Origin of the sequence: Kitasatospora sp. NPDC059571, from assembly GCF_042735675.1 — a bacterium.
GTDB lineage: Bacteria > Actinomycetota > Actinomycetes > Streptomycetales > Streptomycetaceae > Kitasatospora.
The window spans coordinates 884-11,904 of the sequence record NZ_JBHWBW010000229.1 but is presented as its reverse complement, the minus strand read 5'-3'; the positions used below and the strand labels follow the sequence as shown (position 1 = coordinate 11,904).

Below are 11,021 nucleotides of genomic sequence, written 5' to 3'. Positions count from 1 at the left end.
CGCGCGAGCTGCGCTACACCCACCCCCGGCGTCCGCCCAAAACCCCCCCCCCCCCCGCCCCGGCGGCCCGCGGGGGGCGCCTCCCGCCCGGGGGCGCCCCGCCCTCGTTTGTGCGGGCGGCCACGGAGCAGAAGGCCGCCGAACAGAAGGCGCGCGGGCACCTCCCGGCCGAAGGCGGGGGGGACTGGGCACTTCGGACGCGGGCCCGCCGTCGAGTGCGATCGGCCACCGAAAGGGGCGCGGGGAGCCGCGCAATTCGGATGCGGTCTTCCTTCCGCATCGCGCAGCTCCCCGCGCCCCTCGTGGTCGGGCCTCCGGGATCAGGCCTTGCGGAGCCGGAAGGTCAGGCCGAGCGACTCGTCGCCGAACACCTCGGAGTCCCAGTCGGCCGGGCCGGCGGCGAAGTCGACCGCCAGGACCTCCTCGGCGACCAGCGGGCCGTGCTCGGTGATCGCCTCGGCGGTCTCCTCCGCGGCGGCCTCCCAGCGCAGCACGATCCGGTCGGCGACGTCCAGGCCGGAGTTCTTCCGGGCCTCCTGGATCTGGCGGATGGCGTCGCGGGCGACGCCGAGCCGCTTCAGCTCCGCGGTGATCGCCAGGTCGAGCGCCACCGTGGCGCCGGCCTCGTTGGCCACCGCCCAGCCCTCGCGCGGGGTCTCGGTGATGACGACCTCGTCCGGGGAGAGCTCGATGCGCTCGCCGTTCAGCTCGACGCCGGTGGTGCCGGCGGCGCGCAGCTCGGCGGCCAGGACGGCGGCGTCCGCGGCGGCGACCGCCTTGGCCACGTCCTGCACGCCCTTGCCGAACCGCTTGCCGAGGGCCCGGAAGTTGGCCTTGGCGGAGGTGTCGACCAGCGAGGCGCCGACCCCGGCCAGCGACTCCAGGGCGGAGACGTTCAGCTCCTCGGCGATCTGCGCCCGCAGGTCGGCGGGGAGGTCGTCCCAGCCCTGCGCGGCGATCAGCGCCCGGGAGAGCGGCTGACGGGTCTTCACCCCGGACTCGGCGCGGGTGGCGCGGCCGAGCTCGACCAGCCGGCGCACCAGCGCCATGTTCCGCGACAGCTCCGGGTCGATCAGCGCCTCGTCGGCGACCGGCCAGTCGGCGAGGTGCACCGAGACCGGGGCCTGCGGGTCGACCGGGACGACCAGGTCCTGCCAGACCCGCTCGGTGATGAACGGGGTGAGCGGCGCCATCAGCCGGGTGACGGTCTCCAGCGCCTCGTGCAGGGTGGCGAGCGCGGCGGCGTCGCCCTGCCAGAAGCGGCGGCGGCCGCGGCGGACGTACCAGTTGGAGAGGTCGTCGACGAAGCCGGAGAGCAGCTTGCCGGCCCGCTGGGTGTCGTAGGACTCCAGCGCGAGGTCGACCTCGCGGACCAGGGTGTTCAGCTCGGAGAGCACCCAGGCGTCCAGCTGCGGGCGGTCGGCCGGCGCCGGGTCGGCCGCGGAGGGGGACCAGCCCGCGGTGCGCGCGTACAGCGCCTGGAAGGCGACGGTGTTCCAGTAGGTCAGCAGCGTCTTGCGGACGACCTCCTGGATGGTGCCGTGGCCGACCCGGCGGGCGGACCACGGGGAGCCGCCGGCCGCCATGAACCACCGGACGGCGTCGGCGCCGTGCTGGTCCATCAGCGGGATCGGCTGCAGGATGTTGCCCAGGTGCTTGGACATCTTGCGGCCGTCCTCGGCGAGGATGTGGCCCAGGCAGACCACGTTCTCGTACGCATTGCGGTCGAAGACCAGGGTCCCGACGGCCATCAGCGTGTAGAACCAGCCGCGGGTCTGGTCGATCGCCTCGGAGATGAACTGCGCCGGGTAGCGGCTCTCGAACAGCTCCTTGTTCTGGTACGGGTAGCCGTACTGCGCGAACGGCATCGACCCCGAGTCGTACCAGGCGTCGATGACCTCGGGCACCCGCACGGCGGTGCCGGAGCACTGCGGGCAGTCGAAGGTGACGTCGTCGATGTAGGGGCGGTGCGGGTCGAGGCCGCTCTGGTCGGTGCCGGTCAGCCCGGAGAGCTCGGCCAGCGAGCCGACGCAGGTGAGGTGGCCCTCGTCGCAGCGCCAGATCGGCAGCGGGGTGCCCCAGTAGCGGTTGCGGGAGAGCGCCCAGTCGATGTTGTTGTTCAGCCAGTCGCCGAAGCGGCCGTGCTTGACGCTCGACGGGAACCAGTTGGTGTTCTCGTTCTCCCGGATCAGGGCGTCCTTGACCGCGGTGGTGCGGATGTACCAGGACGGCTGCGCGTAGTAGAGCAGCGCGGTGTGGCAGCGCCAGCAGTGCGGGTAGCTGTGCTCGTACGGCAGGTGGCGGAAGAGCAGGCCGCGGGCCTGCAGGTCGGCGACCAGGGTCTCGTCGGCCTTCTTGAAGAAGACGCCGCCGACCAGCGGGACGTCCGCGGCGAAGGTGCCGTCGGCCTCGACCGGGTTGACCACGGGCAGGCCGTAGCGGCGGCAGACCGCGAGGTCGTCCGCGCCGAACGCGGGCGACTGGTGGACGATGCCGGTGCCGTCCTCGGTGGTGACGTAGTCGGCGGTCACCACGAAGTGCGCGTTCTCGATCTCGACCAGCTGGAACGGCCGGTCGTACGTCCAGCGCTCCATCTCGGCGCCGGTGAAGCTCTGGCCGGTGGTCTCCCAGCCCTCGCCGAGGGCCTTGCCGACCAGCGGCTCGGCGACGACCAGCTTCTCGTTGCCGTCGGTGGCCACCACGTAGGTGACCTCGGGGTGCACCGCGGCGGCGGTGTTGGAGACCAGCGTCCAGGGGGTGGTCGTCCAGACCAGCAGCGCGGCCTCCCCGGCCAGCGGGCCGGAGGTCAGCGGGAAGCGGACGTAGACCGACGGGTCGACGACCGTCTCGTAGCCCTGGGCCAGCTCGTGGTCGGACAGGCCGGTGCCGCAGCGCGGGCACCACGGGGCGACCCGGTGGTCCTGGACCAGCAGGCCCTTGTCGAAGATCTGCTTGAGCGACCACCAGACCGACTCGATGTAGGTCGGGTCCATGGTCCGGTACGCCTCGTCGAGGTCGACCCAGTAGCCCATGCGCTCGGTGAGCTTGGTGAACTCGTCGGTGTGCCGGGTGACCGACTCGCGGCACTTGGCATTGAACTCGGCGATGCCGAAGGCCTCGATGTCCTGCTTGCCGGAGAAGCCGAGCTCCTTCTCGACGGCGAGCTCGACCGGCAGGCCGTGGCAGTCCCAGCCGGCCTTGCGGGCGACGTGGTAGCCCTTCATCGTCCGGTAGCGCGGGAAGACGTCCTTGAAGACGCGGGCCTCGATGTGGTGGGCGCCCGGCATGCCGTTGGCGGTCGGCGGGCCCTCGTAGAACACCCACTCCGGGCGTCCCTCGGACTGCTCCAGGCTGCGCTGGAAGATCTTGTTGTCCTGCCAGAACGACAGGATGCCGTGCTCCAGGGCAGGCAGGTCGACCTGCGCGGGGACGGGGTTGTAGGTGCTCATCGCGGGCGTCTACCTCCGACGGATGCGTGGACTGGCTCCGACGGAGGGACGAGACGGCGCGCCGTCCCGCGGTACCACCCTCCTTGGCCGCGGCCGACAGGCCCGCGACCCTCTTGTTTGGGTCTGCTGCCGGTTCTACCGGGCCGCACGACACCCTCGCGCGGCCTTTCTTCCGGCGGCTCCGGGGTGATCTTCCCGCCGCGCACACCCCCGGGCTCGCACCGTCCCCGGGTCGCTCATGGCTGCGTGCTGCGGTACTCGTCCCCATCTGCGCCTTGCAGGCCCAGTGTATCGGCCCCGGCAAGCCGATTCCCGCAGCCCGTCCGGCGGTCACACGGGGTGAGGTTATCCGGTTCCGATCTGGGCACAACTTGGGCAGCACCCGGGCATCGGCCGACGTCGGCGGCTGCCCGAGTGGGATCGGATATGACATCGGTATGTCCCGTTGTGACCGGATTCGATGGGGCTTATCGTTCCGGCACCGGAGGCCGCCGGGAACCGGCGGTCCGCATCATTCGTGAATGAGGTCGAAGCCATGGCTGAGAGAGCAACTGCTGCGGGTACCGCCACCAAGCGGGCGCGCAAGGCCGTGGCGGGCGACCCAGGGGAGGGGACCGTGAGCACTGCGCGGCGCAAGACCAGCACCAGCACCGGCCGGACGCCGGCCACCAGCCGTCACCACGTGCCGGCGGGCTCCGGTGCCCGCGCCGGGTCGGTGGACCCGGCCGACCTGCCGGTGCGGGCCGGGGAGGACCCGTGGACGGCGGCCGAGGTCGCCGAGGTGCACGACGAGCTGCACACCGACCTGGAGCGGCTGCGCGCCGAGATCGAGGCCTCGGAGGCCGCGATCACCGGCCTGATGCGCGACTCCAACGACGGCGCGGGCGACGACCAGGTCGACGCCGGCACCAAGAACATCAACCGGGAGAGCGAGCTCGCCCTCGCCAACAACGCCCGCGACAGCCTCGCCCAGACCGAGCGCGCGCTGGCCCGCCTGGAGACCGCCGAGTTCGGCGTCTGCGAGTCCTGCGGTCAGCCGATCGGCAAGGCCCGGCTGCAGGCGTTCCCGCGGGCCACGCTCTGCGTGAGCTGCAAGGCCAAGCAGGAGCGCAGGTAGCGCCCACCGCCCGGAACGGGAGACGGGCGTTCGCACCTGCGAGTGCCGTACGCTCGTCCCCGTAACGTCGGCCCCTCGGTCGGTCCACTCCGGCCGGCCGAGATCGCACACGGCAGCGGAGCGGATCATCAGCACCCCAGGTTCCCCCCAGACCCAGGACGACGCCGTCCCGACCGCGCGCGTGCCGCACGAGCCGGAGAGTCACGAGCCGGAGAGCGCCGTGGACGAATCCGCCGGGGCACCGGCCGAGCCGGACGGCACCGACCGCCCGGCCACCGGCGCCACCGCCGCCTCCGGGGCCCGCGCCGCCGTGCGCCGCCGCCGGATCGGCGTGCTGCTCACCGTCGCCCTGCTCGCCTACCTGATCGACCTCGGCAGCAAGCTGCTCGTGGTCGCCCGGCTGGAGGGGCGCCAGCCCATCCAGGTGATCGGCGACGTCATGACCTTCCAGGTGATCCGCAACCCCGGCGCGGCCTTCGGCATGGGCCAGGCGATGACCGTGGTCTTCACCGCGATCGCCGCCGCCGTGATCGTCGTCATCTGGCGGATCGCCCGCCGGCTCTACAGCCTGCCCTGGGCGATCGCCCTCGGCCTGCTGCTCGGCGGCGCGCTCGGCAACCTCACCGACCGGCTGTTCCGCGCCCCCGGGGTCTTCCGCGGCCATGTGGTGGACTTCATCTCCGTCCAGCACTTCGCGGTCTTCAACCTCGCCGACTCCGCGATCGTCTGCGGCGGCATCCTGGTGGTGCTGCTCTCCTTCCGCGGCTCCAACCCGGACGGCTCCGTCCACCAGCCCGGCCGCGGCAAGGACGAGACCGCCGGCACCGACTGACCGCGGCGGACGACGGTCCGGCCGCTCCCCGCGGTCGGGCATACTCGTACGGGTGAGTATCGCAGCGCAGACCCGCAGCCTCCCCGTTCCCGACGGCCTGGAGGGCGAACGCCTCGACGCGGCCCTGGCCCGGATGTTCGGCTTCTCCCGGACGAAGGCCGCCGAGCTCGCCGCCGACGGCAAGGTGACGCTCGACGGCGCCGTCGCGGGCAAGTCGGACCGGGTGACCGCGGGGTCCTGGCTGGAGGTCGAGATCCCCGCCCCGGCCGCGCCGGTGCAGATCGTCGCCGAGCCCGTCGAGGGCATGCGCATCGTCCACGACGACGACGACATCGTGCTGATCGACAAGCCGGTCGGCGTCGCCGCCCACCCCAGCCCCGGCTGGACCGGCCCCACCGTGATCGGCGGCCTCGCCGCGGCCGGCTACCGCATCTCCACCTCCGGCGCCGCCGAGCGCCAGGGCATCGTGCACCGCCTGGACGTCGGCACCTCCGGCCTGATGGTCGTCGCGAAGTCCGAGCGCGCCTACACCGACCTCAAGCGGCAGTTCCACGACCGGATCACCGAGAAGAAGTACAACGCCCTCGTCCAGGGCCACCCCGACCCGCTCTCCGGCACCGTCGACGCGCCGATCGGCCGCCACCCCAGCAGCGACTGGAAGTGGGCGGTCACCCGCGACGGCAAGCCCTCGGTCACCCACTACGACCTGATCGAGGCCTACCGCGCCGCCTCCCTGCTCGACATCAAGCTGGAGACCGGCCGCACCCACCAGATCCGGGTGCACATGTCGGCGCTGCGCCACCCCTGCGTCGGCGACACCACCTACGGCGCCGACCCGACGCTGGCCAAGCGCCTCGGCCTCACCCGCCAGTGGCTGCACGCCGTCCAGCTCGGCTTCGAGCACCCCGCGGACGGCCAGTGGGTCGAGTTCCGCAGCGAGTACCCGGCCGACCTGCAGAAGGCCCTCGACATCATCTCGTCGGAGAGCTGAGATGGCCGCGGACATCACGGTCGCGGTCACCGCGGAGCAGCTCGCGCAGGTGCGCAGCGTCCGCCAGGAGGTGTTCGTCGAGGAGCAGAACGTCCCCGCCGAGCTCGAGTACGACGAGCTCGACGCGACCTCGCTGCACGTGCTCGCCCTCGCCGAGGACGGCGCCGCCCTCGGCACCGGGCGGCTCATCCACGGCCCGCAGGCGTTCGAGCTCACCGGCATCGAGGGCCGGGTGCTGCTCGGCCGGCTCGCCGTCCGCAAGCCCGCCCGCGGCACCGGTCTCGGCGCCGAGCTGGTCCGGGCCATCGAGCGGGCGGGCCGGGAGCACGGCGCCCGTGAGCTGGAGCTGCACGCCCAGGTGCAGGCGCTCGGCTTCTACGAGCGGCTCGGCTACACCGCCGAGGGCCCGGTCTACGACGACGCCGGCATCCCGCACCGCACCATGACCCGGGTGCTCTGACCCGACCGGTCCGGCAGGCCGGTACGCTCCCGCCCGTGAACGATCTCCGGGTGGGAGCTTTCGGCGTTCCGGGCCTCCGGGCGCCGCGGACGGGCCGGTGCTGACCGCGCGCCGGGCGGTGCTGCTGCTCTGGGGGGCGGTCCTGGCGCTGCCCGTCCTGGCCGCCGCCTGCCTGGCGCCGGACATGCGGCTCGGCGGCTGCTCCGCCGATGACCGGCGCCTGCAGGAGCCGCTGGCCGCGGAGGCCCGGGCCCTCGGCGCAGCGGACGGTGCGCGGGCGGACGGCGACGCCTACGGCGGCTGCGACGAGGACGACCGCTTCGCCTACGCCGGGCAGGGCTACGCCGAGCCCGGCGGGCGGGCGCAGGTCGTGGCGCACTACCGCGCCGCCGCCGACCGGAACGGCTGGCAGCCGGCACCGCCGGACGCGGACGAGCCGGCCTGGCGCCGGGATCCGTCCGGCGAGCGGATCGGCCTCTGCTTCACCAAGGCGCTGCACGGCACGACCGCCCGCCTCGCGCTGCGCTGGGACACCGGGGAGGGAGGGGGCTACACCGTCGAGGCCCGGGCGAGCCGGACCGGCGGCGCCTGGTGCTGAGCCCGCCGGGCCGGCCGCGGCCCCCGGCTCAGAACAGGCCGTGCCACATCTGCTCGACGACCACGTTCCACCAGGTCGAGTCCTTGTGGAAGGCCTGCGGGTCGATGGCCGCGAGCCCCTCCTGGAGGGCGGACACCGCGGCGCCGGCCTCCAGCGGGTCGAGGCCGCGCATCGCGGCGCGGGCGGTCACCAGGGCGTCCAGGCTGCGCAGGAACGCCGCGACCGATGCGTTGACGTAGCGCCCGCTGCCGGTGCGCGGGTGGACCGCCCACACCGAGCCGAGCTGGGGTTCCTCTCCCGTGCACTGCACGGCGATCATGCACAGCCCGTCGGAGCCGATCCTCGTCCAGTCCGCGAGGACGTCCAGCACGGACGGCTCCAGCTCGGTACCGACGGCGGTCAGGTGGGTGCGCAGGTCGGCCAGCAGGCCGCCGGGCGGCGGGTTGTCCGGGTCGTCCGCGGCGAAGAACAGCGGCACGTCGGCGGGCAGCCCCGCCCAGGTCAGGGTGGTGCGGGCGGCCTGGGGCAGCGCGCTGGCGGCGAGGTCGTCGGCGTCCGGGCGGGTGACCTCGCCGAACACCTCGGCCAGCCGGCGGCCCAGCGCCACGTCGCGCACCGGCTCGGCCGGCGCGACCTCGCCCGGCTGCGGCGCCGGCACCCGGCGCGGCCGCGGCGGCGGCTGCTGCCCGGCGAGCCGGGCGATCCGCTCGGCGTGCGCGGTCAGCGCGGCGACGCCCTCGGCGCGCTCGTCCGCGAAGATCCCGTAGGTGTGCGAGCAGGAGACCTCCGCGTTCGGGAAGGCGCGCTCCACGAGGGCCGCGGTGTAGCCGCCGGGCAGGGTGGCCGGGCGCAGGTCGGTGTGGACGGCGACCACGTTGCCCGCCGGCACCCCGAGCCGGTCCAGCTCCGCCGCGAGCCGGTACTCCGCGGGCGGCAGACCGGGCCCGGAGGTCCGGTACAGCATGACCTCCTCGCCGTTCGCCGGGTCCACGTAGGTGGCGACCGCGGTGTTCCCCGGGCCGGTGGCCGGCGGGCCGTCCCGGCCGACGCGCTCCGCGTGCTTCGCCTCGTACGAGCGGATCACCTCGTCCACCGGGACGGACGGCCAGAGTGTGAGCTCGCCGCTGTCGCGGTCCACCACGCCGCAGGCGTCGCCGAGGTCGGCGGGCGGGCGCCGCTCGCCGGTCACCGGGTCGCGCTCCAGCGGGGCCGGCGCGGCCCAGACCACCCAGCCGAGGCCGAACTCGCGGTGCCGGACGGCCCGGCGGCGCTCGGCCGGGGCATCGCCGTTCAGCCAGCCGTCGGCGGTGGCGAGGGCCTGCTCCTGGGTGATCACGACGACTCCTCCTGGGTTGCGGACTCCGGCGAGATTACCGTCGGGCACGGTCGACTCCGGACGGTTGCATATGATCGCACGACGAAAACGGCCGGATCCGGAGCGTGTTGCACCGCGGCCGTGCAGGGGACGGGCTTCGGGGAGGTGGCCGTGACGGCCGAGGACCGCGAGATCGGCGACGACGAGCTGCTGGACGTGGCGGACAGCCCCGCCCAGGCGGCCTCACTGCACAAGGCGCTCCGGACGATCGCCGGAAACCCCTCGGTGGGGCCCGAGTTGCAGGAGATGGCGCGCGGAGTGCTCAGCGGCCGGATCGGCATGAAGGACGTGATCGGGTCCGACCGGTACCTGCACGCGATCGGCGCGCGGCTCGACGGGATCCGCGATGCCGCCGAGCACCTCTCGCCGGAGGACCGCCGCCGGTCCGAGGAGCGTGCGGCGAGGATGCTGCGCGAGGCGGAGGAGGCCGAGGGCGGCCGGGCCCGGCGTGACGAACGGAAGTGACGGGCCGTCGCATCCGCGGCTTTTTCGCGCGGGAGATGTGCTCAATCAGTGAAGTTTCGGGCTGACGGTCCTTTACCTTCCCTCTCGTCCTCCAGCTCGGGCGTCGGCAGTCCCGTTGTCTTTGTGGGATCATCGGACTGAAGCCGTGTCAGGGAGCTTTCCCGGCCGGGGGAAGCAACGGTAAAGCCCAGGTCTTGCCCCGCCCGCGGGCCCGGCCCGGCTGTCGTTCGCCCCCGTGCCGGAGGGCGGCCCGGCCCGGGGTCGTCGGTCGGGGGGAACTGACTCGTGTCGCTGATGCTGCCGGACAGCCTTGAGTGGGTCCTGGAGATGCTCGGCTTCGACTGGCCGAAGGCGGACGAGGACAAGCTCCGCGAGTGCGCCCAGGTCTGGCGGGACTTCGCCGACCAGGTGGACGAGCTGAACCACCGGGCACTGAGCGCTGCCAACAGCGTCCGGTCGGCCAACAGCGGCGACTCGATCGACGCCTTCGGGAAGGCTTTCGACACGTTCTCCACCGGTGGCGACGGCTACCTCGCCGATGCGGCCCAGGCCGCCCGGCTGATCGCGGTGGCGTTCGACGCCGCCGCGGTGATCGTGATCACCTGCAAGCTCGCGGTGATCGCCCAACTGGTGGTGCTGGCAACCGAGATCATCGCCGCGCAGGCGGCGGCGCCGTTCACCTTCGGCCTCTCCGAGGTCGGCGCGCTGGGCGCGACCCAGGTCACCAAGATGATCGTCCGCCGCCTGCTGAAGGAACTCCGGGAAGCCCTCATGGAGGCCATCCTGGAGACCCTCAAGGACCCGGTCGTCTCCGCCGTGCAGGCGATGATCTCCGACCTGATCGCGCAGACCGTCAACCAGGGCTTCGGTGCCCAGAGCGGCTACGACCTCGGACGCACGGTCAAGACCGGCTGGGACGAGGGCAAGTCCTCGGTCGGCAACTGGAAGCAGACCTTCGGCGAATCGCTCCGCGACGGCCTGGGCTCCCGGGCCGGCGGCGCCGCCCGCCACCACGCCGACCGGGCCGCCGGCCACGGCGGGCACGAGGGCAGTGGGCACGAGGGCGGCGGCGAGGGGAACGGCGACAGCGGCGGTCATGAGGGCGGCAGCCGTGAGGGCGGTGGCCGCGAAGGCGGCGCCCGTGAGGGCGGCGCGGGGGAGAGCGGCCGCGGCGAGTCCGGTGGGGGCGCGTCCGACGGGGGCCGGGGCTCGTCCGAGCCCTCCGGCACCCCTGGCGGATCGGGCCCCTCCGGCAGCTCCGGCTCCAACGCGCCGACGGGCGGACCCCGGACGGGAGCGGGCGGGACGGACGGCGGCGGCCGTACGGCCTCGGACGGCACCGGCGGTGACGCGCCTGCGGGCGCCCGCGGCGACGATGCGGGCGCCCGCCCGGCCCCGGCCCCGGCGAACGACCACCGCAGCTCCGCACCCCTCGACCCGTTCGGTACCCGTCTCGCCTCCGATCCGGCCCCCGCCGCCCCGACCCACACGGGCACTGACGACCGGTCGGCCGACAGCGGGCCGGCGGCCGGACCGCAGCACCGTGAGCCGTCGGCGGGCGACGGTGGGACGACCGGGCCCGCACACACGGGGACGGACAGCCGTCCGGCTCCGGCCGCCGAGGCTCCCGCCGGACCCGGCCCGGGCGCCGGGGACGGCCCGGCGCGGCCGGGGGAGCCGGCGGCGCAGCCGCCGCACCGCTCCGACCCCGACCCGGGGCGGCCGGGGTCCGCC

Annotated in this window: 9 protein-coding genes; 7 read left to right on the top strand and 2 right to left on the bottom strand. The window is 74.0% G+C overall.

Going from position 1 to position 11,021, the window contains the following annotated elements:
• Positions 1 to 320: 320 nt before the first annotated feature.
• Positions 321 to 3,449 (bottom strand): isoleucine--tRNA ligase, encoded by a 3,129-nt coding sequence (gene ileS / locus ACFV0G_RS23475; protein ID WP_380551193.1) that lies wholly within the window; start codon positions 3,447 to 3,449, stop codon positions 321 to 323.
• A 616-nt stretch (positions 3,450 to 4,065) separates the two neighbouring features.
• Here ileS and ACFV0G_RS23470 point away from each other — a divergent pair.
• From ACFV0G_RS23470 to ACFV0G_RS23450, 5 genes are all read left to right on the top strand, one after another.
• Positions 4,066 to 4,566, top strand: coding sequence for a TraR/DksA family transcriptional regulator (locus tag ACFV0G_RS23470; RefSeq protein WP_380551190.1), 501 nt, complete (start codon positions 4,066 to 4,068; stop codon positions 4,564 to 4,566).
• A 220-nt stretch (positions 4,567 to 4,786) separates the two neighbouring features.
• Entirely contained in the window at positions 4,787 to 5,398 is a 612-nt protein-coding gene (lspA, locus tag ACFV0G_RS23465; protein ID WP_380551187.1) for a signal peptidase II, read from the top strand.
• A 52-nt stretch (positions 5,399 to 5,450) separates the two neighbouring features.
• Positions 5,451 to 6,389, top strand: a complete 939-nt coding sequence (locus ACFV0G_RS23460) for an RluA family pseudouridine synthase (protein ID WP_380551184.1) — start codon at positions 5,451 to 5,453, stop codon at positions 6,387 to 6,389.
• Position 6,390: 1 nt separating this feature from the next.
• Positions 6,391 to 6,849: a GNAT family N-acetyltransferase gene (locus ACFV0G_RS23455; protein WP_380551181.1), complete on the top strand. Its 459-nt coding sequence runs from the start codon at positions 6,391 to 6,393 to the stop codon at positions 6,847 to 6,849.
• Positions 6,850 to 6,946: 97 nt separating this feature from the next.
• Entirely contained in the window at positions 6,947 to 7,447 is a 501-nt protein-coding gene (locus tag ACFV0G_RS23450) for a hypothetical protein (protein WP_380551178.1), read from the top strand.
• Positions 7,448 to 7,475: 28 nt separating this feature from the next.
• Here ACFV0G_RS23450 and ACFV0G_RS23445 read toward each other — a convergent pair whose 3' ends face one another.
• Positions 7,476 to 8,783: an SUKH-4 family immunity protein gene (locus ACFV0G_RS23445; protein WP_380551175.1), complete on the bottom strand. Its 1,308-nt coding sequence runs from the start codon at positions 8,781 to 8,783 to the stop codon at positions 7,476 to 7,478.
• A 150-nt stretch (positions 8,784 to 8,933) separates the two neighbouring features.
• Between ACFV0G_RS23445 and ACFV0G_RS23440 the strand changes: the two genes are divergently transcribed.
• Together ACFV0G_RS23440 and ACFV0G_RS23435 are read left to right on the top strand one after the other, a co-directional pair.
• The gene (locus ACFV0G_RS23440) at positions 8,934 to 9,287 is read left to right on the top strand and encodes a hypothetical protein (protein ID WP_380551172.1); all 354 of its coding nucleotides are present in this window, start codon (positions 8,934 to 8,936) and stop codon (positions 9,285 to 9,287) included.
• A gap of 285 nt (positions 9,288 to 9,572) precedes the next feature.
• The coding region (locus ACFV0G_RS23435; RefSeq protein WP_380551169.1) for a hypothetical protein at positions 9,573 to 11,021 on the top strand (1,449 nt) is incomplete at its 3' end.